Source organism: Arthrobacter arabinosi, assembly GCF_054511115.1.
Genome location: NZ_JBTNDF010000004.1, coordinates 296907 through 321764 on the forward strand (window position 1 = coordinate 296907; position 24858 = coordinate 321764).

At 68.4% G+C, this 24858-nt stretch carries 26 protein-coding genes; 11 read left to right on the forward strand and 15 right to left on the reverse strand.

The genetic code is table 11. The features are described 5' to 3' along the window. Positions 1 to 12: 12 nt before the first annotated feature. A complete protein-coding gene (locus ACX80P_RS12825) occupies positions 13 to 951 on the reverse strand; it encodes a carbohydrate ABC transporter permease (protein WP_459278486.1) in 939 nt (312 codons plus the stop codon). A gap of 93 nt (positions 952 to 1044) precedes the next feature. On the opposite strand from ACX80P_RS12825, the gene ACX80P_RS12830 reads away from it, so the two are divergent. Further along, on the forward strand, positions 1045 to 2079 hold the full coding sequence (locus ACX80P_RS12830; protein ID WP_459278487.1) for a LacI family DNA-binding transcriptional regulator: 1035 nt from the start codon (positions 1045 to 1047) through the stop codon (positions 2077 to 2079). Positions 2080 to 2385: 306 nt separating this feature from the next. On the opposite strand, the gene ACX80P_RS12835 is transcribed toward ACX80P_RS12830, so the two are convergent. Then, positions 2386 to 2838: a GNAT family N-acetyltransferase gene (locus ACX80P_RS12835; protein WP_459278488.1), complete on the reverse strand. Its 453-nt coding sequence runs from the start codon at positions 2836 to 2838 to the stop codon at positions 2386 to 2388. 356 nt (positions 2839 to 3194) lie between these two features. Further along, complete coding sequence (locus tag ACX80P_RS12840) at positions 3195 to 3968, reverse strand: GAF domain-containing protein (protein ID WP_459278489.1); 774 nt, start codon at positions 3966 to 3968, stop codon at positions 3195 to 3197. 491 nt (positions 3969 to 4459) lie between these two features. On the opposite strand from ACX80P_RS12840, the gene ACX80P_RS12845 reads away from it, so the two are divergent. Further along, complete coding sequence (locus ACX80P_RS12845) at positions 4460 to 4990, forward strand: sigma-70 family RNA polymerase sigma factor (protein ID WP_459278490.1); 531 nt, start codon at positions 4460 to 4462, stop codon at positions 4988 to 4990. Positions 4991 to 5202: 212 nt separating this feature from the next. Here the strand turns inward: ACX80P_RS12845 and ACX80P_RS12850 are convergent, their stop codons facing one another. Next, a complete protein-coding gene (locus tag ACX80P_RS12850; protein ID WP_459278491.1) occupies positions 5203 to 6039 on the reverse strand; it encodes an alpha/beta fold hydrolase in 837 nt (278 codons plus the stop codon). 308 nt (positions 6040 to 6347) lie between these two features. Between ACX80P_RS12850 and ACX80P_RS12855 the strand changes: the two genes are divergently transcribed. From ACX80P_RS12855 to ACX80P_RS12870, 4 genes are all read left to right on the forward strand, one after another. Continuing rightward, positions 6348 to 7967: an amidase family protein gene (locus tag ACX80P_RS12855; RefSeq protein WP_459278492.1), complete on the forward strand. Its 1620-nt coding sequence runs from the start codon at positions 6348 to 6350 to the stop codon at positions 7965 to 7967. 347 nt (positions 7968 to 8314) lie between these two features. Then, entirely contained in the window at positions 8315 to 8653 is a 339-nt protein-coding gene (locus ACX80P_RS12860; protein WP_459278493.1) for a hypothetical protein, read from the forward strand. Between the two features lie 88 nt (positions 8654 to 8741). Beyond that, on the forward strand, positions 8742 to 8957 hold the full coding sequence (locus ACX80P_RS12865; protein WP_459278494.1) for an AsnC family protein: 216 nt from the start codon (positions 8742 to 8744) through the stop codon (positions 8955 to 8957). Between the two features lie 334 nt (positions 8958 to 9291). Next, the gene (locus ACX80P_RS12870; protein ID WP_459278531.1) at positions 9292 to 10176 is read left to right on the forward strand and encodes a serine hydrolase domain-containing protein; all 885 of its coding nucleotides are present in this window, start codon (positions 9292 to 9294) and stop codon (positions 10174 to 10176) included. A 305-nt stretch (positions 10177 to 10481) separates the two neighbouring features. Here ACX80P_RS12870 and ACX80P_RS12875 read toward each other — a convergent pair whose 3' ends face one another. Continuing rightward, positions 10482 to 11702 carry an epoxide hydrolase family protein gene (locus ACX80P_RS12875; RefSeq protein WP_459278495.1) on the reverse strand — a complete coding sequence of 407 codons (1221 nt, stop codon included), beginning with the start codon at positions 11700 to 11702 and terminating at the stop codon, positions 10482 to 10484. Positions 11703 to 11806: 104 nt separating this feature from the next. Between ACX80P_RS12875 and ACX80P_RS12880 the strand changes: the two genes are divergently transcribed. Beyond that, positions 11807 to 12406, forward strand: coding sequence for a MarR family winged helix-turn-helix transcriptional regulator (locus ACX80P_RS12880; protein WP_459278496.1), 600 nt, complete (start codon positions 11807 to 11809; stop codon positions 12404 to 12406). 2 nt (positions 12407 to 12408) lie between these two features. Beyond that, positions 12409 to 13356 carry an NmrA family NAD(P)-binding protein gene (locus tag ACX80P_RS12885; protein WP_459278497.1) on the forward strand — a complete coding sequence of 316 codons (948 nt, stop codon included), beginning with the start codon at positions 12409 to 12411 and terminating at the stop codon, positions 13354 to 13356. Positions 13357 to 13397: 41 nt separating this feature from the next. Here ACX80P_RS12885 and ACX80P_RS12890 read toward each other — a convergent pair whose 3' ends face one another. The 6 genes from ACX80P_RS12890 to ACX80P_RS12915 form a co-directional block, all read right to left on the reverse strand. Beyond that, a complete protein-coding gene (locus ACX80P_RS12890) occupies positions 13398 to 13922 on the reverse strand; it encodes an SGNH/GDSL hydrolase family protein (RefSeq protein WP_459278498.1) in 525 nt (174 codons plus the stop codon). 156 nt (positions 13923 to 14078) lie between these two features. Further along, a complete protein-coding gene (locus tag ACX80P_RS12895; protein WP_459278499.1) occupies positions 14079 to 14504 on the reverse strand; it encodes a hypothetical protein in 426 nt (141 codons plus the stop codon). Further along, entirely contained in the window at positions 14494 to 14685 is a 192-nt protein-coding gene (gene relB / locus ACX80P_RS12900) for a type II toxin-antitoxin system RelB family anti-toxin (protein ID WP_459278500.1), read from the reverse strand. Before relB ends, ACX80P_RS12895 begins: the two co-directional genes overlap by 11 nt. Positions 14686 to 14787: 102 nt before the next feature. Further along, positions 14788 to 15555 (reverse strand): Rv2133c family protein, encoded by a 768-nt coding sequence (locus tag ACX80P_RS12905; protein WP_459278501.1) that lies wholly within the window; start codon positions 15553 to 15555, stop codon positions 14788 to 14790. Beyond that, positions 15555 to 16118 carry an Rv2134c family protein gene (locus ACX80P_RS12910; RefSeq protein ID WP_459278502.1) on the reverse strand — a complete coding sequence of 188 codons (564 nt, stop codon included), beginning with the start codon at positions 16116 to 16118 and terminating at the stop codon, positions 15555 to 15557. Before ACX80P_RS12910 ends, ACX80P_RS12905 begins: the two co-directional genes overlap by 1 nt. A 15-nt stretch (positions 16119 to 16133) precedes the next feature. Continuing rightward, positions 16134 to 16835 (reverse strand): Rv2135c family putative phosphatase, encoded by a 702-nt coding sequence (locus ACX80P_RS12915; RefSeq protein WP_459278503.1) that lies wholly within the window; start codon positions 16833 to 16835, stop codon positions 16134 to 16136. Between the two features lie 238 nt (positions 16836 to 17073). Between ACX80P_RS12915 and ACX80P_RS12920 the strand changes: the two genes are divergently transcribed. Then, on the forward strand, positions 17074 to 18141 hold the full coding sequence (locus ACX80P_RS12920) for a TerC family protein (protein ID WP_459278504.1): 1068 nt from the start codon (positions 17074 to 17076) through the stop codon (positions 18139 to 18141). A gap of 68 nt (positions 18142 to 18209) precedes the next feature. Here ACX80P_RS12920 and ACX80P_RS12925 read toward each other — a convergent pair whose 3' ends face one another. From ACX80P_RS12925 to ACX80P_RS12940, 4 genes are all read right to left on the reverse strand, one after another. Beyond that, complete coding sequence (locus ACX80P_RS12925; protein WP_459278505.1) at positions 18210 to 19427, reverse strand: cation:proton antiporter domain-containing protein; 1218 nt, start codon at positions 19425 to 19427, stop codon at positions 18210 to 18212. A gap of 72 nt (positions 19428 to 19499) precedes the next feature. Beyond that, the gene (locus tag ACX80P_RS12930) at positions 19500 to 20651 is read right to left on the reverse strand and encodes a carboxylate-amine ligase (protein WP_459278506.1); all 1152 of its coding nucleotides are present in this window, start codon (positions 20649 to 20651) and stop codon (positions 19500 to 19502) included. Next, positions 20648 to 20779, reverse strand: a complete 132-nt coding sequence (locus ACX80P_RS12935) for a hypothetical protein (protein WP_459278507.1) — start codon at positions 20777 to 20779, stop codon at positions 20648 to 20650. Before ACX80P_RS12935 ends, ACX80P_RS12930 begins: the two co-directional genes overlap by 4 nt. Before the next feature lie 71 nt (positions 20780 to 20850). Next, the gene (locus ACX80P_RS12940; RefSeq protein WP_459278508.1) at positions 20851 to 22143 is read right to left on the reverse strand and encodes an ion channel protein; all 1293 of its coding nucleotides are present in this window, start codon (positions 22141 to 22143) and stop codon (positions 20851 to 20853) included. Positions 22144 to 22296: 153 nt separating this feature from the next. Between ACX80P_RS12940 and ACX80P_RS12945 the strand changes: the two genes are divergently transcribed. Further along, a complete protein-coding gene (locus ACX80P_RS12945) occupies positions 22297 to 24168 on the forward strand; it encodes an alkyl/aryl-sulfatase (protein WP_459278509.1) in 1872 nt (623 codons plus the stop codon). Next, complete coding sequence (locus ACX80P_RS12950) at positions 24168 to 24833, forward strand: GAP family protein (protein ID WP_459278532.1); 666 nt, start codon at positions 24168 to 24170, stop codon at positions 24831 to 24833. The genes ACX80P_RS12945 and ACX80P_RS12950 overlap by 1 nt, the downstream gene beginning before the upstream one ends. The last annotated feature ends 25 nt before the right edge of the window (positions 24834 to 24858 follow it).

Here is a 24858-nt window from a genome sequence, read left to right on the forward strand (position 1 = left end):
GACGCTCATGGGTCAGCTCTCCTTCCGCATGCCGCGCAGCTGCACTGCGTAGGCGATGACCATGGTGATGACGCCCATGATGATGGCCACGGTGGCGGAGTAGTTGTACTGCTGGCCGGAGAAGCTCAGCGAGTAGGCGTAGAGGTTCGGTGTGAAGTAGGTGGAGATGGAGTTCGGTGCGAGGCTCTGCAGGATGGCGGGCTCATTGAAGAGCTGGAAGCTGCCGATCACCGAGAAGATGCCGGCCACCACCATGGCCCCGCGGATGGCGGGGAGCTTGATGGCCGTGACGAGGCGGAACTGGCTGGCGCCGTCGATCTCCGCGGCCTCGTACAGGGACTTCGGGATGACACTGAGCGCAGAGTAGAAGATCAGCATGTTGTAGCCGATGAACTCCCACGTGACGATGTTGCCGATCGAGGCGAGGATCAGCTCGGGGGAGAGCGGATTCGGCAGGTTGATACCGAGGGCGCTGTTGATGTTGCCCACCAGGCCGAACCGCGTGCCGTACATGAAGCCCCACATGAGGCTGGCGACGACGGCGGGCACGGCGTAGGGAAGGAAGATCGAGATCCTGAAGAAGGACTTCCCGTAGAGCCGCCCGCTGTCCAGGGCGAGGGCGACCAGCAGTGCGATCAACAGCATCACCGGGACCTGTACCGCGAGGAACAGCACCACGCGGATGAGGGAGGACCAGAACTGGGAGTCCTGCAGCACCTGGCCGTAGTTGGCGAGGCCCACGAACCCGTTGCCGCCCACGAGCTGGTTGCGGAAGAAGCTGAGCCAGATGGAGTAGGCGATCGGAGCCAGGAAGACGACCGCGAAGACCGCCATGAACGGGCCGATGAACAGCCAGCCGGACCATGAGGACTTCTGGGAGCGCTTCTGCGCTCGCTGCGCGGGCCCGGGCTGTAGGCCGAGCGTTGCCGGTGCGGGTGACGCCGTCGTCATGGGTGGATCCTTCTGGCTCTCAGTGATGTTTGCGTAAACATAGCAGCGTCCGACGCGGCATGTTTACGCAAACATTATTGTTACGATAGTCACATGTCCTCTTCCACGCGTCAACACCCCGCCCGTGAGGACCGGCGCGTGTCCATGTCCGATGTCGCCCGTCTGGCCGGCGTCTCGGCACAGACCGTCTCCCGCGTCTCCAACGGAAGCCCGGGTGTCATCGAGGCGACGCGGCAGCAGGTCATCAAGGCCATGGACGAGCTCGGCTATCGGCCCAACAGTGCGGCGCGTGCGCTGAAGCGGGGGAGCTTCCGGACCATCGGCGTCATCCTCTTCACACTTTCGACCACCGGGAACGTCCGCACCCTCGAGGCGATCGCGGCGCGGGCCGCCGAGGAGGATTACGCCATCACGCTGATCCCCGTCTCCGCCCCGACGCAGGCCGGGGTGCAGGGGGCGTTCTCGCGGCTGAACGAGCTGGCGGTGGACGCGATCATCGTGATCATGGAGGTCCACCTGCTCGACGCCGCGACGGTGTCCCTGCCACCGGGCGTGCACGCGGTCGTGGTCGACTCCGACGCGAGCGACGGCTACAGCGTGATCGACACCGATCAGGCCGACGGTGCCCAGAAGGCCGTGGAGCACCTGCTGGACCTGGGACACGAGACGGTCTGGCACGTGGCAGGCCCGTCGGCGTCGTTCGCGTCGGAGCGGCGCGTGAATGCATGGCGCTCCACCCTTGCCGCGCAGGGTCGCGTGGAGCCTCCGCTGCTGCGGGGGGACTGGTCGGCGGACTCGGGGTACCTCGCCGGACTGACCCTTGCGGAGTCGGACTGCACTGCGGTGTTCGTGGCGAACGACCAGATGGCGCTGGGCGTACTGAGGGCATTCCACGAGAAGGGCATCCGGGTGCCGCAGGACGTCTCGATCGTCGGCTTCGACGACCTCCCGGACAGCACCTCGTTCAGCCCGCCGCTGACGACGGTGCACCAGGACTTCGCAGAGGTGGGCCGGCGATGCGTGGACAAGGTGCTGAAGCAGATGCGGGAGAGCTCGACGGAGCCCGGGCGGGAACTGGTGCCGACGCGGCTGGTGGTGCGGGAAAGCACTGCGGTGCCCCGGGATTAGCCGGGGGCTGCTCCGGCGACGATGTGCACGCAGACAAGGAGCGCCGGGGCGCCGGGGCGCCGGAGCAGACTACGGCAGCACCGAGCGGTATCGAACAGCTGCTGATGCATCATCAGGTACGAACAGCGGCCACAGCTTCACGCGTGGTCGACCGAACCTGTCATTCAGCCTCCACGTTCACCCGATCATTTCGGGCCCCTGGCGCACCTCGCGCCGTGGCGCGCGGATACTCCGGTGCCACGAAGCCGGCACCATGGATTGGTGGACGAACCAGGTCACGCGACCGGCGATCCTTCACGGGAGTTCCTACCTTCTGCTGTCGAGGTTCTTGAACGCGACCACCTCTCCGAAGAGTTCCTCCCCGGTGGGGACGAAACCGAGCTTGAGGTAGAACCCTTCTGGACCATGCTCGCCGCGCTCCCACAGGACCGAGATCCGTCTCACGCCGCGGGTACGCGCCTCCTCCTCCAGGGCATCGACGGCGAATCGTCCCGCTCCGCGTCCCTGGGCGGATGCGGCCACATTGAGGCGCCAGATGCCGGCTCGGAATGCTTCGAGTTCGTGGTCGGGATCGAAGTTGCCCATGATGAAGGCCAACACCTCGTCACCGTCGACCACGAGTCGCGGCCAGGCTGTGGGGTTCACGTAGGCTTCGGCGATCGATTGCACAACCGGTGCAACGAACGCTTCCTGTTCGGGCCGAAGCGTGATGCCGACAGCTCGACCCAAGTTCTCCGGACTCAACGTCGCGAGTTTCATGGATCGAGGATAGGCGCAGTTGCAGTCACCTTCAGTCCTGATTGCAGGAGGATCCTGGCGCGTCAGGCGATCGGCCCACGCTTGACGCTGCGTCGATGTCGGCCATCTCCATGTCGGCAGTGGTTTGGATGAGCCGGAGCAATTCGGGATCCAGCCCCGGCGCGAACTCCTCCGGGCGCTCGGGCGCAATTCGCGACGGTACGCCCGCGGTCCGGCGCCCGGCCATGGTCTCCGGGATGAGCCGGGCCCCCACGCGCCGTTCTTCTCACAGTCCCGGAGTGGGCTCGAGGTCAGCCGACGGGGGTTCGACGGAGAGCGCTGGGCTGATCCATGGAGCGTGTCCTGTGTGGTGGGGGTCAGGCGGCGAGTTCGTGTTCGGTGATGGCTGCCAGGCGGTGAAGGGCACGTCGGTCGTCGTGGGAGAAGGCGCGCGCGTGCTGGTCGATGACGCAGAGGGTGCCAACGGTCCATCCGTCCGGGTCGCGAAGCGGGCAGCCGGCATAGAAGCGGATGAACGGGTGGCCCAGGACGAGCGGGTTCCATCTGAAGTGCTCGTCGTGGAATGTGTCACGAATGACGAGTGTTTCGGAGCCCTTGATGGTCGTGTTGCAGAAGGACCGGGTTCTGGGCATGTTTTGCTCTACCGGGCCGATGACGGACTTCAGGAACTGCCGCTTGTCGTCGATGAGGGTGATGATCGCGGTGCTGACCTGGAAGCGCTGCCGGGCGTTGTGGGTGATGCGATCGAAGCGTTCTTCGGGACCGGTGTCGAGAAGGTTCGTGCGGTCGACGGCGTCGAGCCGTGCTTGTTCCTTTTCGGCATCGGAGAGCAGGAACGCGCCGGCGGCTCCGAGTGAACGTCGTGATGCCTCCGGGGAGCCGTCGGCGGCGTCCTGCGCTGCGTGGGGAACCGGCCGTGTCGATGGCTCGAGGGGCGACTGGTTGACCGCGTCGGCGAGGAGATCGCTTTCGCGTATCGGTAGATCGGCCAGGCCGGCCAGATATTCACGGATGGCTTCCGGCGATGCCGTCCCGCCCCGGGCGAGGTAACGGCCGACGACGTCATCGATCTTCAGTCCTGCAGCGGCGATGGCCTGGATCATCAGGGCCCGCTGTGGGCGTCCGCTCATGCCGCTGCCTCCGTCCTCTTCCAGATGCTCTTCCTGCCGTCGGGCCAGTCGCCGGTCGGGGCGATCGACCTCCTCATTAAACCAGCACGGCTTTCAGCAGGACGTCGCCGGTGCCGGACAGGGTCTGCCCGCGTCGGGTACCGTGCGCACTGCCCGATGGTCGGTGTGGTCGGTGTGGTTGGTGGACGGGGCGTAGTGGTACGGATTACATTCGAGGCGAAGGGGTGGATCCTCTTGTTCTCAGGTTGCAGCATGCTGGTGCTGCTTGATCGGGTACGTCGTGGTGGGGGGCGGCGGCACGGGCGCCCTGGTTCTGATTTCTCTCAGGAAGTCTCGCTATCTCTTCCAAGGTGTTTCCGTCCGACGGTGGTCTCACGGTCGGACCGCGGCCCGTTGAACCGCGACCGTCAGCCTTGCCCGTGTCCGGTGCTCACGGGGTTGAGCCAGGGGCGGGCACGGTGGCGCCGGATCTTGTTGCTGTCCTGGTTGCGGTGGGAGGCAAAGACCCGGACGCTTTTCAGATCCTGTACGAGCAGTGTGCCCGCAGGGTGTATGGGGTGGTGCGGAAGACACTCCAGAGTCCGGAGAGCTGCGCGGAGGTGACGCAGGAAGTGTTCCTGATGGTGTGGGAGCAGGGCGCCAGGTACCGGCCGGAGCTCGGGCATCCTGTGTCGTGGCTGATGACCCTCGCGCATCGTCGTGCGGTGGACCGGCTCCGGGCGGACATGTCCCGCAGGGAACGAGATGACAGGTGGGCACGGCGGAACCATTCCGCCGGGGTCGACGAGGTCACGGAGGCGGTTCTGAGGCGTGAGGACGCAGCAATCATGCAGGCGGCCATGGCCGTCCTGTCACCTGTGCAACGCCAGGCCATCTCTCTTGCCTACTTCTCCCATCTGACCTACAACGAGGTGGCCGAGCATCTCGGGATACCCGCTCCCACGGTGAAGACCCGGATCCGAGACGGTATGAAGAAGCTCCGTGCGGCGATCGAGGCGAAGCACGGGACCGGATCCCGGTAGGCGACTGTGGTTCCGCTGCAGCGTATCGGCTGGTATCCAACCGGGTGTCGAGCAGCTGGCGTCCGAGGCGTCTTCCGCGCGAGGGTGTTCATCGGTGCCGGGGGTCTGCTCATGCCCTGGGGCCCGTGTTTCCGCAACAGTGTGAGGGCGTGGTCGCTCCTCGGTACTGGCCGTCGAGGCCGACGGCCAGTACCGGAGGCCGACGGTCGTGCTTACTTGGCGAGGAAGGTGATCAGGGCCTGGTTCCATTCGTCGGCGTGGCTGACGTTGCAGCCGTGCGGGCCGCCGGCGATGACGTGGAGTTCGCTGCCGGGCAGGGCGGTGTGGGTCCGGTGGCCTGAGCCTTCGAAGGGGACGGTCGCGTCGGCGTCGCCGTGCAGGATCAGGGCCGGGACCGTGATCCTGGTCAGGTCGCCGCGGAAGTCCGTGGATCCGAAGGCGTCCATGCACGCCAGGGCTGCCTTCTTGTCGGCCTGCCGGCAGAGTGCCAGGGCTTCCTGGCGCTGTCCCTCAGTGACCTTCAGCTGCCCGTGCGCGGAGAAGAACTCGGTGGTGAACCCGTCGTAGAAGGACTCGTCGTCCTCGGTCAGGTCGGCCGTCATGCCGGCTGCGGCGTCCTTGGTCAGGGGGCCGTCCGGGTTGTCCTCGCCCTGCAGCATGTAGGGCGGGACGGCGGAGGCGAACACTATGCTGCGGATCCGCTCCGGGCTGTACTTGCTGAAGTATCGGGCGACTTCGCCGCCTCCCATGGAGAAGCCGACCAGGGTGACGTCGGTGAGGTCGAGTTGCTCGAGCAGGGCGTGGAGGTCTTCCGTCAGGGTGTCGTAGGTGTACCCGTTCCGGGGCTTGTCGCTCCGGCCGAAGCCGCGCCGATCGTAGGTGATGACCCGGTAGCCGGCGGCCCGCAGGGCCGGGACCTGGTGCGCGAAGGCCTCACCGGACAGCGGCCACCCGTGGATCAGGACCACCGGCCGGCCGGATCCGCCCGTGTCATCGATGTGCAGGTTCGTGTCCTTGAACAGTCCGTGGTGCGCGACGATCTCCGTCATGGGTTCTCCTCCAGGGTTGTATTCCAAAAGTCTCCGTCGGCCCGCGAACCACATCGAGGAGCCGACAGCGAAGGGTTCGTAAGCCTACTGTCCTTCGGATGGGATGCTCCCGGGATTCGGTCCTCGCGTGCCAGTTCCGTCCCCGCTCGGGTGTGGGTGTTCGGGTCGGTCTCGCCTCTGAAACGGGCATGAAATCAAAGTAGTGCTCCCGTGAAACCTCGTTCTGTTGTGATGAAGCGTCACTCGGAGCGCTCTCACGACCCACCTGATGGTGGCGGGCTTCACCACCTCGTACGAAGGACACAGGAATGCTGTTCTCCCTTTCACCGTCACTGCCCCGTACCCGACGCGTCACGTCCGGGGTCGCCGCAGGACTACTCGCGGCTGCCGTCGTCGCCGGGCCTGCGGCCGCTGCACCCAAACCCCTTCCGCTGGACCTCAGCACCGCCGGTGTCGCCGACGTCCAGGCGGGTCTTGCCTCCCGCAGCTTCACCTCCGAAGCCCTGGTGCAGGCCTACCTCGAGCGGATCGACGCCCTGAGTGTCAACGGGCCGCACCTGAACTCGGTACGCTCCATCAATCCCTCGGCGCTGGCCGATGCGAAGGCGCTGGACGCAGAGCGGAAGAAGGGCACGATCCGCGGCCCGCTGCACGGTGTGCCCGTGCTGGTGAAGGACAACATCGATGTCGCCGGTATGCCCACCACAGCCGGTTCGGTGGCTCTCGCCAACTCGTTCCCCGCTGCCGATGCTCCCATGATCACGGAGCTGAAGCAGGCCGGTGCGATCATCATCGGCAAGACGAACCTGACGGAGTTCGCGAACTTCATGACCAACGGGATGCCTGCGGGCTACAGCTCGCTCGGCGGCCAGGTGCTCAACCCGTACGACGCCAGCCAGACGCCCAGCGGGTCCAGCGCCGGCTCCGGATCGGCGGGGGCCGCGGGGCTTGCGACCCTGACCATCGGCACGGAAACCTCCGGATCCATCCTCAGCCCGGCCCGGGCCAATTCGCTAGTGGGTGTGAAGCCCACTGTGGGCATCGCGAGCCGGACCGGCATCATCCCGATCTCCGCCACGCAGGACACCGCGGGGCCGATGACGAAGTCCGTGTACGACGCCGCGGTCCTGCTGGGCGCCATGACGAGCATCGACCCCGAGGATCCCGCCACAGCGGCTAACCCGAGCGACGACGTCGACTTCACGGCGGCACTGAGTGACAGCGCCCTGATGGGGGCCCGGCTCGGCTATGTCGCGAGCAACACCGACCCGGTGTACACGGCGTCCCTTGAAGCACTGCGGGCACAGGGTGCCACGCTCGTTCGCGTCACCGTCGGCGGCACCACGGCGCCGAGCATCCTCACCCTGGAGTTCGAACGGGACCTCAACGCCTACCTGGCGCGCCTTCCTGAGAGCGCACCGATGGACACGCTCAGCGACATCATCGCGTACAACAGCGCCGATGCACCCGCGGCGCTGAAGTTCGGGCAGACGCTCCTGACAGACTCGGAAGCCGTGGACCTCGGGGATCCGGCGCAGTCGGCCCGGTACGAGGCGGCACGCGACACCGGCCTGGCGGAGACCAGGGCCGCTATCGACACCGTGCTGACCGCGAACGACCTCGACGCGATCGTGTCCAACTCGGCGACGACAGGTGTCGGTGCGCGGGCGGGCTACCCCTCCGTGATCGTGCCATCAGGCTACTCGGAGGCCAATCGGAGGCCCTCGGGTGTCGTGTTCCTCGGCACTGCCTGGAGTGAAGCGGACCTTCTCGGTTTCGCATACGACTTCGAGCAGGCCACCAAGGCCTGGCAGTCGCCGCAGAACATCAACCCATCCCTGTTCCGTTGCACCTCAGTAGTTCCAGCCTCGGAATGGGACGCCTCCTGCACGACCACGAAGGCGAAACCGGGCAAGGGCAACAAGTAGCACCAAGGGCCCACGGCCAGAACCAGGGCTTACGGCGGAGGCCGTCACCCCCAATCGGGGTGGCGGCCTCCGCCCTGCGTGTAGGTGTTGGGGTGGTTCCTGCCGGCCGGATGTGGGCGGGACAGGCAGCGCAGCAGAGGTCTTGTGCCGTGCGCAGGGGGAAGGAGGCTACACGCTCGACCAGTGGGGGGCTTATCCTGCCGTGCAGGATCATTGGTCGCCAGGAACGAGGAACGTCGCGGGTGGCACCTGAGGGGGGAACAGGTAGGCGTCCCGGACCTTCACCGCTGAAGGTACCCCGGGGCGAATGTTCTCCACCGAAGAAGATCTCTCGAGGAGTCGTCCAGATGAGGAAACCGCCCTACGCCGGCCCGAACGGCACCGATGATTTCGACAACCTCAGTCCCGATGAAGCCTTGAGGGCCTTCACCTCGTACCGGCTGCTCGGGGACTGTTTCGAGCAGTCCAGCGATGACGACCTGGCCTCTCATGGATGGCTCATCGAGGACTGGAAGACCCTGCTGAAGGACCGCCAGGAACAGGCGCAGCGAGCCGACAGGGAACTCGGAGCCGCAGTCCGGCTGGCCCGGAATGAGGGCGCCAGCTGGCATGACATCGCCCGCACCCTCCGTCTTCCGATCGAGGAGACCCGCGCCCACTTCGACTGGCCCTACGGAGATCTTTGAGCCAAGGGGCGGTGCAGATCTCGGTCGCTGGAATGCTGGGGACATCGCAGACCAACCTCCCACCGCCCTCGTCAACTAGAATTGACCTATGGAGCTGGAGCGGTTGAAAGTGCTTGTGGGGTCGATCGACGGCAAGGGGCCGGCGGAGGCTCTGCGGATCGTTGCTGAACTCCATCGGGAGGTAGCGCGCAGCGAGGCAGGCCTCGTCCGCAGTGCTCGCCAGGACGGGCTGTCATGGGAGGCAATTGCGCAGTGCCTCGGCGTATCCAAGCAGGCAGTCCATCGGAAGTACGGCAAGCGATAGCGCTGGGCTTGGGGCCCTCGAGGGCCTTCGGGTCGGCCGAACTGTTCAGGCGTCCGTCGTCCGATGGCGTCGTGATGGTGTCGCTCAGGAAGGCGACCGTAATGATGCGAATCACGCAGTATCGTCAACTGATGTTGACTACCGATCCTGATGTCAGTTATGGTCGACCGGGCAGTGTCGTCAACTTTGGTTGACTCGAGTTCGATGACGCTTTTCGCCTCATGTGCCCGAGGAAAGGAAGTGCGGCGTGGAAACCGAATGGATTGGCGACTCTGAGATCGTTCGCGTCGTGGGCCGCACCTTTCGATCAACGGCCGGAGCGGCAGCCGTGGCAGTGGTCACCCCGGATGACGAGATGACCGCCAGGGTGGGCTCCGCCCGCCACTCCACCTTCGAAATCGGGTCCATCTCGAAAGGACTCACCGGCATTCTGTACCGCGATGCGGTAGGGCATGGCCTCGTCTCACCGACGACGGTCCTTGGCGAACTGCTCCCTTTGAAGGGTCACGGGAAGGTCGGCTCCGTGAACCTGGAGTCCCTGGCCACCCACCGCTCCGGGCTTCCGGGCCTGCCGCCGGGGATGCACCCGCTCCGGCGTACCCTCGGGTTCTGGATCCGCGGGGAGAACCCCTACGGCGACTCGCTCGCCGACCTGCTGGCCCAGACGCACGCGGTCCGCGTCGGCGCCCCTCGGCCCCGGTATTCGAACCTCGGCTTCCAGTTACTCGGGCACGCCGTGGCGAAAGCGAGCGGCAGCAGCTACGCACAACTCCTGCACGACGTCCTCGGCCCGGGGTTTTCGACGCCCGAACGCACGGAGGACCTCGGACCCGCAGACCTCACGGGAATCGACCGCTTCGGGCGCCCCATGCAGCCGTGGGTCGGTGAAGCCATCGCTCCCGCAGGAGGCGTCCGCGCAACCGTAGACACGATGCGCAGCTTCCTCCGTTCGCTCCTCGATAGGACATCTCCCGGCATCTCGGCGCTCGATCCCGCCGTGGAATTCACCCCACGGGTCGGCATCGGCGCCGCCTGGATCACCCTCGAGCACCACGGCCGCAGCATCACCTGGCACAACGGCAGCACCGGAGGATTCAGCAGCTGGATCGGACTGGACAGGGCCGCGGGCACCGGAGTCGTCGTGCTCACGGCAGTCCACCGCTCCGTGGACCGGCAGGGGTTCCGGATCCTCGAGGAATTCGCCACCCGGGCACGGTGACACGACCACTCATCGCCGGAGGAGGCCCAGGAGGGCGTGACGGCAGCCGTGCCTCGCCCTCCTGTCCTGCTGCCCGCCGGTTGCAGGGTATGGGCCGTGGTCGCCCTGCCGTGAGGGGATTTTCACCGCGAGTCTGCTGAGGTGCAAGGCCACCCCCTCGTCGACGAACGACCGCGCAGCAACGCTGGATCCCTGGTCCTTCCGTCGTCGATAGTGCGAAACGTAGTCACGATGCCGTAGATGAGCCTGAGCGGGATGCCCCACCGGCTGCCGACGTGAGCCATCACGATGGGGTTCGGGGTGGACTATCGGAGCGTGCGGAAGGTGGCGCGGATGTCGTCGACGAGTAGCTGGGGTTGCTCGAGCAGGGCGAAGTGGCCGCCGTCTGCCACTTCGGTGAAGTGTACGAGATTGGTGTATCGGCGCTCCGCCCAGCGGCGTGACCGTCGGATGTACTCGCCGGGCATGATGCTCAGTCCTACGGGGAGGGTGAGGGGTTCCTCGAGCGTGCCCGGGTTGGTCCAGCCGTTCCGGCCTGCTTCCCAGTACATGCGTGCAGCTGATGCTGCCGTGTTGGGGAGCCAGTAGAGCATGATGTCGTCGATCATCTCGTCGAGGGTGAACAGGGCCTCGGCGTTCCCGTGGCGGTCGTGGGAGCCTCCGACGTCCTGGAACATGGCGTAGATCCAGGCCGCGAGTCCGACGGGCGAGTCCGAGAGCGGGTATCCGATGGTTTGGGGTCTGGTGGACATCTGCTGCGAGTACGCGGAGAGGGTCTGCCAGTAGTACCCGCCTTCCTGCAGCATCGCCTGCTCCTCGGGTGTGGCCGAGCGCATCTCCTCTTCGGTGGGCATGAAGAGGGCCATGTTCAGGTGAATGCCGGCGAGGCCGATGCCTTCCGACTGTTGCAGGCCGGCGAGCTCGGCGGTGACAGAGGCTCCGAGGTCACCGCCCTGCGCGAACCAGCGCGCGTATCCGAGGCGTTCCATGAGTACGGCCCACGCCCTGGCTGTCCGCTGGGTGTTCCATCCGGTCCCGGTGGGTCTCCCGGAGAAGCCGAATCCGGGCAGGCTCGGGATGACGACGTCGAACGCGTCCGCTGCGGTGCCGCCGTGGGCCTCGGGATCGGTCAGGGGCCCGATGGCGTGCCGGAATTCCAGAACAGAGCCGGGCCAGCCATGGGTCAACAGCAAGGCGCGCGCCCCTGCGACCGACGATCGGACGTGCAGGAAGTGGATGTCCAGGCCGTCGATGCTGGTAGTGAACTGGCCCCAGGCGTTGAGGAGTGCCTCGGTCCCGCGCCAGTCGTACCCGGATACCCAATGGTCAGCCAGGGCCTGGAGCTTCTCCAGCCGAGGCCCCTGTGAGGTGTCCGGCACGGTCTCGCGGTCGGGCCAGCGGGTGGACAGGATGCGTCGGCGGAGGTCTTCGAGGTCGGCGTCGGGGATATCCAGATGGAACGGAGTGATCTCGGCCGTTCCGGTGGAGGAGCGTTCAGCGGGCACGGAGCGCTGTGCGTCGGACATGGCGACCTTTCGATGAGGGCCGGACGTGCCGACCAGGATGATCGCATCATCATAAGCACAGATCATCTTTAATTCAGACGATCCGGCTTTGCTATGATCTTGTTATGGATGCTTCACAGGTGCCGGACGAACCCCTCAAGCCCGCCGGCATCGATTGGGAAGCCGGGGGCATCGAGACGGAGCTCGGTTGGTCGTTGCAGGCAATGTCGCAGGGCTTCTCCCGGATCGCCACGGGTGCCGTCGCGGATGTACCGGGTGGGCCGCGGGGGTACCAGGTGTTGGTGGCCATCACGACTGAGGCCCCGACCTCGCAGCTGGTCCTCGCGCAACGGCTCGGCATCGACAAGACGGCGATGGTCTACGTCATCGATGCCCTCGAGGGGGAATCCCTGGTCGAACGCCGGCCAGATCCGAAGGATCGCCGCATGCGACAGGTCCTCCCGACCGATCAGGGCCGTGCCCTCCTCGCCGCGGCACGGGCAGCACTGCGCGAGGTGGAAGGCAGGCTGATGAGGAACCTCAACCCGGAGGAGCAGATGCAGCTTCGCCGCCTCATGGCTCGCGTCGCCCTGGACGCCGGCGACGTGGAGTCATGCATCGGGGTCGTCACCGCGGCTGGGCAGCCGAAGGCCGCACCCCACCTGTCAGCGCGCCGAAGGCGCGCCGGCGCCCGCGATACCACCCAGACAGAGAAGAGCATCTGACCATGACCACCGTCCTTATCGCCGGGGCCACCGGCGACCTCGGTCGGCGGATCGTCCGCGACCTGCTCGCCGCCGATCCCGCTGTCTCCCTTCGTGTTCTGACCCGCGCGGGCGGCGGAACAGCCCACGCCATCTACGGGGAGCGGGACCGCGTGACGATTCGCGAGGCTGCCTACACGGACCACGCCGGGCTCGTCGGCGCCCTCGCCGGAACCGACGTCGTGGTGTCCGCGATCAGCGGCGCCCGCTCCGTCATCCTCGACGCCCAGCGGGCGCTGCTGGCCGCGGCCGTCGAGGCCAACGTGAGGCGCTTCATCCCGTCCGACTACTCGGCCGACTATCGCCGTGTCACCCGGGGCAGCAACCGCAACTTCGAACTGCGCCGGGAGTTCGCCGCCCACCTCGATGCCGCTCCGCTCCGCGTCACGTCCGTGCTCAACGGCGCCTTCGCGGACATGCTCACCGGACAGGCCCCGATGATCCTGTTCAAACGGCACAAAGTCCTCTACTGGTCCTCGCCGGACCAGTCGCTGGACTTCACCACCAAGGACGACGTCGCCCGCACCGTCGCGCGCGTCGCACTGGACGACGCCGCGCCCCGCGTCGTCGAGATCGCCGGAGACCGCGTAACAGCCCGCGACGTCGCACGGATCATGACCGAGCTCACCGGTGCTGCATTCACCACCCAGTGGGCCGGCACCACCGGAACGCTGTCCGCGATGGCCCGCATCGGGCGCCGCATATCGAAAAACGAGGAAGCAACCTTCCCTGCCTGGCAGGGCATGCAGTACTTCGTCAGCATGTTCAGCGGGGAAGCCGAACTGCACCACGTGGACAACGAGCGCTACGGGCCGCATGACTGGACGACCGTCCGCGACGTTCTCGAAGCGCACCTGGGGACAACGAGCCCGAGGGCTGACCACGCGACGATCGGTCAGTCCGGACCGTAGCCACGCCTCGCCCGGGTCCCGCGTCCACCGCCCCGTACCGATCACCTCCATCCCCGGTCGAGCGTCGACTGTCCAGGCGACGGAACGACAGGGTGAGGAGTGCGCGGTCGACGATCGACGCTCAGGAGCGACCTGCCATCCAGGTGATGGAGGGCGTCGTCGACGCGCTCGGCGACGATGGCCGAGAGATGCTGGCGGATGACCTGCAGAGTCAGTCGGCCAAGGGCCGTGTCCTCGGGTGACCCGGTAGCGATGAACCCGACCGATCCCTGGGCGAGGCTGAGGAGGTCGGCCGGTGTATCCCGGATGACCCGGGCCATGAACGGGTCGATGAGCGCGCTGCCGCTGAAGCCACGATCGACCAGTTGCACCCCAGCGCGACGCGCTGCGGGAAGCCGTCTGAAGAGCCACCCGCACGCCGGAGGGCTGGGATTCCGCGGCGAGCAGCTGCCCGTCGGCATCGCGTGCGCGCACACGGGTGGGGAGTCGGTGCGGTTGCACACCGGGGTGGTGGCCTCGACCTCCGCCGCACCGACGACGAACTCTGCCGTAACACGGGTCCTCATCACAGGGCCTCCTGGGAGTCGATGACGTTCGCCGTGCAGCCCGAAAGGACGAGGTGCAGAGCGGCCAACAGATGAGGCCACGTATCAGTAGGGTGGCAGCACGATCGTCGGCGACCCCGTGCCGCACCTCGACGATTGCCGGCGGGCCGTCCCCGGTCAGCTCCGGTGATTGAAGACCGCGAAGGAGCCGATCCCAGTCGCGACCAAGGCTCCCATGAGGAGGGTCATGACCATCGGTGGCTCGGCTCCGAAACCGATGGCGAGTGTGGGGACGCCGATCAGTGGGAGTGAGGCCAGTCCGGTGACGGCTAGTGCTCGGGTGAGGAGTGTGTCCTCGCGCTCGTCGCCGGTCTGTGTCCACGCGCGCTCGAAGGTCGTCGCGTGTTCCGGTTGACGAAGCACCCTCCATGCCATGACCAGGGCTCCGGCAAGACCGACACCGAGTCCGACCAGGAACCCGGGGATCATGGTGCCCGGGGCGTGTTCCCGGAGCAGCACCACGGTGACGGTCACCAATCCGAGGACCACCCCGAGGACGCCGAGGGCCACGACGCTGCGGCGTGCACGATTGTCAGTCTGCATGAAAAATGTCCTCCACGGGGCGACGGAAGTAGCGGGCGATGGCAATGGCCAGGGGGAGGGACGGATCATAACGGCCCGTTTCGATCGAGTTGACGGTCTGCCTCGAGACCTGAAGAGCCTCGGCCAGCTCCCGCTGCGACATGCCGGTCTCGGCGCGGAGATCGCGGATGCTGTTCTGCACGCCACCCCTTGATGTAAAACGTACTTGTCCTGACAAGGGTGCTTTACATGACACCGCTTGTCAATCCCTCGATCCGCTGGAGAGGCAGGTCGACTCAGCCCCTCAGAACAGCGGCCAGGGCACGGCGGACATCTCACTTCTCGGACCCGGGAACCGCCCGGTCGCGCGCAAGGCGGCGCAGCGTGCGGCGAGCGACGAGAGTTCCTCGGCAGTGAGCAACTCCGCCAGGGCCCGGCCCAGCTCACCCATGAGCGCTGCGCGGACACGATCGACGCCGTCGAGCTCCTCGGCGGTCAGCTCGTCGCCGATCCAGCCCCACAGCACCGTGCGCAGCTTGTGGTCGCTGTGGAAGGTGAGCCCGTGGTCCACGCCGTACCGGTGCCCGTCCGCCCTCTCGAGGACGTGGTCGCCCTTGCGGTCCGCGTTGTTGACGACGACGTCGAACACCGCCATCCGACGCAGCACCGGCGTGTCCTCGTGGACGAGGGCGACGATCCGGCCCTTCTCGTCCTGGCCTTCGAGGACCTGCTTCCACCCGGTCTCCGGCACGTCCCTTGCTGCGACGAGGTCCACGGCGTTCTGGTCGGGGTCCGTCTCCTGCCAGAGCTGCACCATGCCCTCGCCGAACGGGCCGTCGCGCAGCCAGGTGCGCGGGACGACGTCCCAGCCGAGGACCTGCGAGACCAGGTAGGCCGCCACCTCCCGGTGGGCGAGGAAGCCGTCGGGGAAATCCCACAGCGGCTTCTCGCCCCGGATCGGCTTGTACACGACCGTCGTGTCCCCGATGCTGCCCAGGAACGTGGCGTTCGACGCCGTCGTGATGCGGCCGGTGAGCGTCAGCTCGGCGGTCACGAGGTCGGGCGCGGGCATCAGGCCTCGGGGAGGGAGCAGACGTGGCCGTCGGCGTCGATGGGCTGCCCGCAGATCACGCAGATGGGACGCCCGGCACCGACGATCTCCCGCGTGCGCTTCGTGAAGGCACGGGCGGTCCCGACCGGCATGCGTATCAGCAGCATCTCCGACGCCTCGGCCTCGTCGTCGAACGCCGCGACGTCGTCGAAGGACGCGTCGTCGTCCTCCGCGTCGGGCAGCGGGTAGGCCTCGATGACCACCTGCGCCGTCGCCGGATCCCACCCCAGGCTCATCGCGCCGGTCCGGAACTGCTCCTCGACGGTTTCGAGCTGGTCGTTGTCCACGAGCTCGGCGGGCGTGCTCGCGGGAACGCTGAAGGGATTGCCCTCGAGGGTGCCGAGTTCGTCGAGGATCTCGTCGATCTTCTCGGCGAGCAGGGCCGACTGCTGCTTCTCGAGTGCAACACTCACCAGCTGGGACCCTGAACGCACCTGCAGGTAGAACGTACGCGCCCCCGGGAGGCCGATGGTGCCGACGACGACCCGGTCAGGCCAGGCGAACTCGTGAACAGTTGTAGGCATAGGAGCATTTTAGGCTCATGACGAAGGTGGCGCTGCGTGCCCTGCGCCACCACCCACCGGGGCATCGCCGGCGGGAGCGCTGGTGACGAGCCACGAGAGATCCCCGGCCTCGGTGTTGGTCGCGAGAACCGTCGGCCGGCTCGCGCCGTAGCGCACGATCGACACCGAGGCGGGGCCCACGGTGATGCGCTGGAACAGGTCGAGGTGCATGCCGAGGGCGTCCGCGAGGATCGACTTGATGACATCACCGTGGCTCACCGCCACCCAGACGGCGCCGGGCCCGTGCTCGGACTCGAAGGCGGCGTCGTGGCGCCGGATGGCTGCCACCGACCGCGCCTGCATCGCGGCCATGGATTCGCCGCCGGGGAAGGTCACGGCGGAGGGCTGGGACTGCACCACCGGCCACAGGGGTTCGGTCGCGAGGTCGGTGAGCAGGCGGCCCTGCCACTGGCCGTAGTCGCACTCGGTGAGATCGGCGTCGACCGGCGCATGCGGCGTACCGGCCTGCCGGTCGAGGATGGACCGGGCCGTCTGCCGGCAACGCTCGAGGGGGCTCGAGACCACTCCGACGACGGGCACCGCCGCGAGCCGGTCGCCGGTCACGGCCGCCTGGTCGAGCCCGATCCGGTCGAGGCCGACGCCGGCGGCCCGACCGGCCAGCAGGCCGGTCGCGTTGGCTGTGGTACGGCCGTGCCGCACGAGGATGACTGTGGCCATCCACCCAGCCTAACCACCAGCCCGACTACCCGCCCGACGGCGCGATCCGCCCGTGCCGCGGGAATGGGCTCCGGTGCCCGTGCGTTAGGCTTGTCGTATCAAGGGGAGTACTCCCGTCTGCGATCGGCCCGTCAATACGGATGCTTACGAAGCATCCCGGGCCTGTCGGTTCCGGTTCCGTCCGGGGCGGAGGAGACCTTGGCGCCTATGCCCGACGCCTACCCCTTGGAGCGCCCTCATGCAGGTCACACCCACGATCTGGTTGATCACCATCGCCGTGACGATCCTCTTCTTCGTCTACGAGTTCTTCGCGCACGTGCGCAAACCCCACGAACCGACCATCGGCGAATCGGCCCGCTGGTCCGCGTTCTACATCGGGCTGGCCTTGGTGTTCGGGGTCGGTATCGGCGTGGTGTCCGGCTGGGACTTCGGCGGCGAGTACTTCGCCGGCTATCTCACCGAGAAGGCCCTGTCGATCGACAACCTCTTCGTGTTCCTGATCGTGATGACGGGCTTCGCGGTCCCGAAGAAGTACCAGCAGAAGGTGCTGATGGTCGGCATCATCATCGCCCTGATCCTCCGCGGCGGGTTCATCGCCATCGGCGCGGGCCTGATCGAGAACTTCTCCTGGATCTTCTACATCTTCGGCGCACTGCTGCTCGTCCTGGCCTACAAGCAGGCGTTCGGCAGCCACGACGCCAACCCGGCTGACGGCAGGTTCATGCAGCTGGTCCGCCGCGTCCTGCCCGTCACCGACGAGTACCACGGCGACAAGCTCACCGTGAAGAAGGACGGCACGCGCTTCGCCACCCCGATGCTGCTCACCATCATCGCGATCGGCTTCGTGGACCTCATCTTCGCCGTCGACTCCATCCCCGCGATCTACGGCCTGACCAACGAGGCGTACATCGTCTTCACGGCCAACGCCTTCGCGCTCATGGGCCTGCGCCAGCTGTTCTTCCTCATCGGGGGACTGCTCGAACGCCTGGTCTACCTGGCCCAGGGGCTCGCCGTCATCCTCGCGTTCATCGGCGTGAAGCTCGTCTTCCACGCGCTGCACGTCAACGAGCTGTCCTTCATCAACGGCGGTCAGCCGCTCCTCTGGGTCCCCGAGATCCCCATCTGGTTCTCGCTGCTGTTCATCGGTGCCACCATCGCGGTCGCCACCGCGGCGAGCCTGATGAAGACCAGGGGCGGGAACGACCGCGACCGGGTGCAGGACCAGCCGGTCCTCCCCGCGGGCGAGGAGGGCCGGGCGACCGATCCGGAGGTCGACGCCACCAGCACCACCAGGGCATCGAAGTAGCTGCTCCTCCGACGGCCGCCGGCACCCGAGGGAGCCGGCGGCCGTCGGTGTCGTGTCGGCCCCGGCTCCTACGACCGTGGCACGGACGTGCCCGACGCCGACCTCGCGGACACCCGCCCGTACAGCCTCGCCAGCGGCCCGGCGCTGAAACCGTGGGCCAGGACGCTGAGCAGGATGGTCACGGCGATGACCGCCACGGCGTCGTCGGCCCGCGGCCCGAGCGCCTCCCGCGCGAGCAGGGCGAACACGATGGACGCCAGGCCACGCGGACCGAACCAGCCCACGAACAGCACCGTGGAGCGGTCCACGCCGGAGCCGATCAGGGACAGCGCCACGGGGATCATGCGCACCACGGTCAGGCTGAGCACGGCGTAGACGACGGTCAGGACGGTGATGCGTTCCAGGACGACCGAGACGGTGACCGCGCCGAACACCGCCCACACGAGCATCGACACGAGACTGCCCGTCTGCTCCAGGAACACCAGTTCGCCCTCCGCGCGGGGGCCGGCGAAGACACCGAAGGCCAACCCGCCGCAGAAAGCAGCGACGAACCCGTTGCCGCCCACCTCGACGGCGGCAGCATAGGCCAGCAGGGCCAGGGCCAGGACGCCGATGCCCGCGAACTCCTCGGCGGCGCTGCCGAGTCGGCGGGCCCGCCCCAGCAGCCACCCGCCCGCACCTCCGATCCCCGCACCGACCACCACGCCGATGAGCAGCGTGACCACCGCACGCCCGGCGCCCTCGGCGTGCTCCATGCCGGCGGCGGCGGCCGCCCCGGCGATGGCCAGCAGGACCACAGGGGTGGCGATGCCGTCGTTCAGGCCGCTTTCCACGGTGAGCAGCCGGCGGATCCGCGACGGCACGGCGGGGTTCGTCACCACGGACATCCCTAGTGCGGCGTCCGTGGGGGCCAGCGCGGCAGCCACCACGAGTGCCAGCCACGGCCCCAGCTGCGGGAACAGCCAGGCGCCCAGCGCCCACCCCAGCACCATCATCAGGGGCAGTCCGATGCCCAGGAGCCGCCCGAACCGGGCCACGTCGCCGCGCAGCTGCTGCACGCGCAGGTGCGCGGCGTCCGAGAAGAGAACCCACACCAGGGTGACCTCGACGAGGGGAGCGAACGTCTCCGGGACCACGGAGCCGTCGACCAGGCCGAGTCCGGCCAGGGCCCCTCCGAGGACGAGGAACACGATCGGCGGCGTCAGGTCGGCCCGCTGCAGGCGCGCCGAGACCAGCGCCCAGGCGAAGAGGGCAGCGGTGAGCAGCACGACGGTCGTCTCGTTCATGGGGAACCTCCTGGCTCGTCGGGGAACGGCGGCCGGGACCGGGAGCCGGAACCACCGGCCGCACCCATCGGCTCACCCGACCCCGGGATCGACTCCCGCGCGTGGCCCGCGCCGGTCGGAGGAGTGCGTGGTCTCCACGGCATCGGCCACCACGTCCGCCAGCCGGCCGGTGCGGCGGAGGACGGCGCGTTGCCGGTCGGCGCCGGTGCCCCGGTCCAGCAGCCGGAGAAGCCCGTCCATCACGGCGTCGGTGTCGCCGGCCCGGGTCAGGGCCGGGAGCACGCGGTCCAGTAGGACCGCCACCACGTCCCATGCCGGTGCTGGACGCCCGGTCAGCGGATGCACCAGATCCGCGCCCAACCCGGACAGCCTCGCCTGCCAGCCGGCGAGGCGCAGCGCTGGAGCGGAGATCCGCGTCGGAGGCAGGCCTGCCCGCCAGTCCTCTGCCGCGGCATCGACGAGACCACGGGCCAGTCCGGCGATCAACCCGGCATCCTCGGCGAACAGGCACACGTCGGCGACCCGGATCTCCACCGTCGGGAACCTGTTGGACAACCGGGCGTCGAAGTAGAGCATCTTGCGGTCGAGGAGGACCCCTGTGGCCATCAGCTCCTCCTCCCGCGCCCGGTAGGCTGCCACCGACCCGTACAACGGCGACGGCCCGGCGGAGGGCCACCCCTGCCAGAGCTGGGAGCGGTAGCTGGCGAACCCGGTGTCGTGCCCGTCCGCGAAGGGCGAGTTCCCGCTCAGGGCCACCAGTACGGGCAGCCAGCTGCGGATGCGGTCGAGCACCCCCACTCCTTCCTGCGGAGACGTGACGGCGACGTGGACGTGCAGGCCGCAGGTCAGGCTGTTCCGGGCAAGGACGCCGTAGCGGTCCACGATCGCGCCGTACCGCGCCGTCGGATACACGTGCGGGTGCCCGGCCAGGGGAGCCGTGGCCAGGGCGGCCACCCGCGCTCCGACCGCACGGGCGGCATGCTCCGCGAGCGCGCGGCCGCCGACGACGTCCGCCACCAGTTCCGCCAGGGAGCGGTGCGGGGGCGAGACCACCTCGATCATCTCCTGCTGCAGCTCGGCCTCGAGTTGAGGCCCCCGGGCTGCGCCGTCGTTCCTGTACTCCTCGAGCAGCGCCCAGGAGGCCGGCACGGGCAGGCCGCCGGCGCCGTCGACCAGGAGCAGCTCCTCCTCCACCCCGAAGGTCCGCACACCGCGCGCCGTCATGGTGCGGCCCGCAGCGCCGCGCCCGTGATCAGCCCGACCGGCACCGGGTTCGTCGTCGGCATGGCGCGTTCCTTCCTGAAGTGCGGCGGGTGGCGCGCGACGCCGCGCGTCGCGGGCGGTCCCGCCATTGTTCGTCCCCTGCCCCGGCGAGGAACCACCCGTGCGGGGTGACCCTCCGGTCCCGGGCGGGTGGCCGCCGCTACCCTGCCGTGCCCGGGTGCTGCCCCGCGGGATCCGCGGGCGGGCTGATCATCATCTCCGGTGCCCGGGACACCATGAGCCACAGGGGCAGGACGATCAGGGTCAGCAGGATCAGCACCGAGGTGTCGCCGACCACGACGACCGCGATGAGCATGGCGATCCAGCCGTCGCGCGCCACGGGCAGGACCACGCCGAGGATCCCGCAGGCCACCGCGAGCCCCAGCGGCATCTCCGGCATCACGATGGACCCCACCAGCCCGACGACGGTCCCCAGGAACACGGCGGGGAAGATGCGGCCGCCGCGGAACCCGGCGCTCGCGGCCACCAGCAGCGCCGTGAGCTTGACCGCGAGGATGAGGGCCAGCTGCGGTAACTGATGGTCCGCGGTGTTCCGGAGGAGCTCGCCCATCTGGTGCGCACCCTTGAACAGGGTGATCGGCCCACCCAGCGCGCCCAGGAGCCCCAGCAGGAGACCGCCCAGGGTCGTGTAGAGCACAGGGTGTCGCAGGTCGTGGAAGAACCGGTGCACGTGGGGGAACACGTACACAGCCGTGAGTCCTACGAGCGTGCCCGCCACCGCCACGGCCAGCCCGGTCAGCAGGGCCGTCCCGTCCGGGCCGCCCAGGGGTGCGAAGCCTCCCTCGGGCAGCTGGGGGCCGGCGAGCCAGCGCATGGTGACCGCGCCCGCCGCCGCCGCGGCGAGCGGCACGAAGAGCCGGTCCCACAGGGCGCCTCCGTCCCGGCGGCCGGCGACGATGCCGGTGAAGACGAGGGCTGCCGCCACGGGACTGCCGAACAGGGCGCCGAGGGTCCCCGAGGCCCCCATCATCACCACGAGGTCCACCGGCACCCGCGGCCACCACCGGGCCACGAGGGCGGCCAGGATCGCCGTGTTCATGGCGATGATCGGGATCTCCGGTCCCAGGCTCACCCCGCCCGCGAGGGTCAGCACCGTGGCGAGGACCAGGCCGGGGACGGCGGCCAGCGCCAGCGGCGGCGCGATCAGTTCGGTGGTGGCGGAGTCGCGGCCGCCATGCCCCGGGACGAACTGCACCACCAGGCCGACGAGCAGGCCCGTCAGGGTGAGGATCCCGAGGATCCACCAGCCCGACGCCGGATCGACACCCCACGCCGCCGGCAGGCTCGACCAGAGGAGGTGCTCGCCGGCGAGCGCAACCCTGTCCACCGCGAACAGGCCCAGCGCCGAGACCACGCCGGCGACGACGGCCGGACCGGCGAGCCGCAGTTGCATCCGGACCGTCGGTCCCCCGTGCGTCCCCGTGTCAGCCATGAGTGCTCGCCCATCGTCGGTCCGCGATCCACGTAGGTCCACGGTCCTCACCGTCGCCCGGCATGTCCTCACCCGGAAAGGGTGTTGCTCGCCCCCGGAGGCGGCCGCGACAGTGAGATCCAGAATCCACCCGCACAGGAGCGAGGCCACGCCATGCAGCAGAAACCCGCATCACCACCCATCGAGCACGCACACCGGGCGGCCATGGCGTCCCTCCCGTTCTCGGACGTCCGGGACTTCGAGAACGCGGACCGCGGCTTCGTCGCCGCCCTCGAGAACGGCATCGTCACGACCGACGACGGCCGGGTGGTCTGGGACAACGACAGCTACTCCTTCCTGGCCGGCGAGGCGCCGACGACCGTCCATCCGAGCCTCTGGCGGCAGTCGCAGCTCGCCGCGAAGCAGGGCTTGTACGAGGTCGTCGAGGGCATCTACCAGGTGCGCGGCCTCGACCTGTCGAACGTCACGTTCGTGGAGGGCGACACCGGGGTGATCGTCATCGACCCCCTGATCTCCACCGAGACCGCGGCCGCCGCCCTCGCCCTCTACCGGGAGCACCGCGGCGCCCGCCCCGTGGTCGCCGTGATCTACAGCCATAGCCATGTCGACCACTTCGGCGGGGTCTTCGGCGTCACGTCGCAGGCCGACGCCGATGCCGGGCTGGTGGAGATCATCGCCCCCGAGGGGTTCACGGGCCACGCCGTCTCGGAGAACGTCTATGCGGGGACGGCGATGGCCCGCCGGGCGGGATACATGTACGGGGCGTCCCTCGACAGGGGTCCTCGCGGCCAGGTGGGCACCGGGCTCGGGCAGACGGCGTCGAGCGGCGAGGTCGGCCTGATCGTGCCGACGGTGCTCATCACGGCGACGGGCCAGACACACACGGTCGACGGCGTCCAAATCGAGTTCCAGCTCGCGCCCGGCTCCGAGGCGCCAGCCGAGATGCACTTCTACTTCCCGCGCTTCCGCGCGCTCTGCCTGGCCGAGAACGCCACGCACACCCAGCACAACCTCCTCACCCTGCGCGGCGCCCTCGTCCGGGATCCGCACATCTGGGCCGGCTACCTCACCGAGGCCATCGGGCTGTTCGCCGATCGGACCGACGTCGCCTTCGCCTCCCACCACTGGCCCACCTGGGGGCGCGCGGAGATCGTCGAGTTCATCAGCACCCAGAGGGACCTCTATGCCTACCTCCACGACCAGACGCTCCGGCACCTGAACCAGGGGCTCACCGGAGCCGAAATCGCCGAACTGATCGAACTCCCGCCGGCGCTCGAGAACGCCTGGAACGCGCGCGGCTACTACGGTTCGGTCAGCCACAACGTCAAGGCGATCTACCAGCGGTACATGGGCTGGTTCGACGCCAACCCGGCACGGCTCTGGCCCCATCCGCCGGCCGCGCTCGCCGAGCGCTATGTCGCGGCCCTCGGCGGGATCGACCGCGTCGTCGAGCTCGCGCAGGCCGCGTCCACCGCCGGCGACTTCCGGTGGGCGGCCACCCTCCTCGACCACGCGGTGTTCACCGACCCGCACCATCCTGCCGCGCGCGCCCTCTACGCCGATACGCTCGAGCAGCTGGGGTACGGCGCTGAGAACGGCACCTGGCGCAACTTCTTCCTCTCCGGCGCCACCGAACTGCGGGAGGGGAACTTCGGGACGCCGGCTGCGAGTGCGGCCCCGGCCATCATCGCGCAGCTCACCCCCGAACAGCTCTTCGACGCCGTCGCCATCTCCGTCGACGGGCCGAAGGCGTGGGACCTCGACCTCTCCCTCATCGTCATCTTCACGGACCTCGACCAGCGCTACCGGATCACCCTCCGCAACGGTGTGCTGACCAGCGCCCGCTGCGAGGAGGGCGCGACCGCGGAACTCACCCTCACGCTCACCAAGCAGCGCATGATCGCGCTCGTGGGTGGCGACCTCACCTCCACGGGCCTCGAGGTCGACGGAGCCCGGGAGGTCCTTCCCGCGTTGCTGGGCGTGCTGGACCGGGGCGATCCGGGGTTCGAGATCGTCACCCCGTGATGCATGCGCTCCCGGCCGTGCTGCCCATCGCCGTCGGCGGGATGCTCGCGTCCCTTCCCGTCGTGGCGATGGCCGCGGTGCTGGGTACCGTCGCCGGGCGGGTCGTGCTGCGCAGCTTCACCCTCGGCTGGCTGGTCGGCGTGCTCGCCGTCGGAGCCCTCGGGCTGCTGCTCGCGGACATCGTCACCTTCGCCTCGGGCTCGGCGGCATGGCTGGCCTGGCTGCGGGTGGCCCTCGGCGTCGCACTCGTCGCACTCGCAGGACGGTCCTTCCTGCGAAGGCCCCGGGGCGAGGCCGACCGGGAGAGCCCGACGTGGATGACGGCGCTGGAGGGAATGGGCGCGGGCCGCGCCTTCGGGATGGCCTTCCTCCTCGGGTCGGTGAACCCGAAGAACGTCGTGATCGTCTTCTCCGGCGTCGCGGCGATCGTCGCGCAGACGCCGAACCTGGGTGCCCAGTTCGCGGTGCTCACCGTGTTCGTGGTGGTGGCGAGCCTCGGCGTCGTGGCGCCGCTGGCCGCCCTCACCCTCCTCGGGGACCGCGCCGCGCGTCCGCTGGAGCGCTTCGTGGACTGGTTCGCACGTAACAGCCGGGTGGTGCTCGCGATCGTGATCCTCCTGCTCGGCGTCGTCGTGCTCGCCGGCGGCGTCGCCGCCGTCCGCTGACGCATCCTCCGTCGCCACCCGCCGC

Excerpts from the sequence above, each read along its gene's own strand:
- ACX80P_RS12905 (WP_459278501.1), bottom strand. The coding sequence starts at position 15,555 with ATGCCCGCGCCCGACCTCGTGACCGCCGAGCTGACGCTCACCGGCCGC.
- ACX80P_RS12860 (WP_459278493.1), top strand. The coding sequence starts at position 8,315 with ATGAGGAAACCGCCCTACGCCGGCCCGAACGGCACCGATGATTTCGAC.
- ACX80P_RS12895 (WP_459278499.1), bottom strand. The coding sequence starts at position 14,504 with ATGCAGACTGACAATCGTGCACGCCGCAGCGTCGTGGCCCTCGGCGTC.
- ACX80P_RS12915 (WP_459278503.1), bottom strand. The coding sequence starts at position 16,835 with ATGGCCACAGTCATCCTCGTGCGGCACGGCCGTACCACAGCCAACGCG.
- ACX80P_RS12950 (WP_459278532.1), top strand. The coding sequence starts at position 24,168 with ATGCATGCGCTCCCGGCCGTGCTGCCCATCGCCGTCGGCGGGATGCTC.
- ACX80P_RS12880 (WP_459278496.1), top strand. The coding sequence starts at position 11,807 with ATGGATGCTTCACAGGTGCCGGACGAACCCCTCAAGCCCGCCGGCATC.
- ACX80P_RS12940 (WP_459278508.1), bottom strand. The coding sequence starts at position 22,143 with ATGGCTGACACGGGGACGCACGGGGGACCGACGGTCCGGATGCAACTG.
- ACX80P_RS12840 (WP_459278489.1), bottom strand. The coding sequence starts at position 3,968 with ATGAGCGGACGCCCACAGCGGGCCCTGATGATCCAGGCCATCGCCGCT.
- ACX80P_RS12925 (WP_459278505.1), bottom strand. The coding sequence starts at position 19,427 with ATGAACGAGACGACCGTCGTGCTGCTCACCGCTGCCCTCTTCGCCTGG.
- ACX80P_RS12835 (WP_459278488.1), bottom strand. The coding sequence starts at position 2,838 with ATGAAACTCGCGACGTTGAGTCCGGAGAACTTGGGTCGAGCTGTCGGC.
- ACX80P_RS12875 (WP_459278495.1), bottom strand. The coding sequence starts at position 11,702 with ATGTCCGACGCACAGCGCTCCGTGCCCGCTGAACGCTCCTCCACCGGA.
- ACX80P_RS12920 (WP_459278504.1), top strand. The coding sequence starts at position 17,074 with ATGCAGGTCACACCCACGATCTGGTTGATCACCATCGCCGTGACGATC.
- ACX80P_RS12945 (WP_459278509.1), top strand. The coding sequence starts at position 22,297 with ATGCAGCAGAAACCCGCATCACCACCCATCGAGCACGCACACCGGGCG.
- ACX80P_RS12855 (WP_459278492.1), top strand. The coding sequence starts at position 6,348 with ATGCTGTTCTCCCTTTCACCGTCACTGCCCCGTACCCGACGCGTCACG.
- ACX80P_RS12935 (WP_459278507.1), bottom strand. The coding sequence starts at position 20,779 with ATGGCGGGACCGCCCGCGACGCGCGGCGTCGCGCGCCACCCGCCGCAC.
- ACX80P_RS12830 (WP_459278487.1), top strand. The coding sequence starts at position 1,045 with ATGTCCTCTTCCACGCGTCAACACCCCGCCCGTGAGGACCGGCGCGTG.
- ACX80P_RS12910 (WP_459278502.1), bottom strand. The coding sequence starts at position 16,118 with ATGCCTACAACTGTTCACGAGTTCGCCTGGCCTGACCGGGTCGTCGTC.
- ACX80P_RS12890 (WP_459278498.1), bottom strand. The coding sequence starts at position 13,922 with ATGAGGACCCGTGTTACGGCAGAGTTCGTCGTCGGTGCGGCGGAGGTC.
- ACX80P_RS12930 (WP_459278506.1), bottom strand. The coding sequence starts at position 20,651 with ATGACGGCGCGCGGTGTGCGGACCTTCGGGGTGGAGGAGGAGCTGCTC.
- ACX80P_RS12850 (WP_459278491.1), bottom strand. The coding sequence starts at position 6,039 with ATGACGGAGATCGTCGCGCACCACGGACTGTTCAAGGACACGAACCTG.
- ACX80P_RS12865 (WP_459278494.1), top strand. The coding sequence starts at position 8,742 with ATGGAGCTGGAGCGGTTGAAAGTGCTTGTGGGGTCGATCGACGGCAAG.
- ACX80P_RS12885 (WP_459278497.1), top strand. The coding sequence starts at position 12,409 with ATGACCACCGTCCTTATCGCCGGGGCCACCGGCGACCTCGGTCGGCGG.
- ACX80P_RS12825 (WP_459278486.1), bottom strand. The coding sequence starts at position 951 with ATGACGACGGCGTCACCCGCACCGGCAACGCTCGGCCTACAGCCCGGG.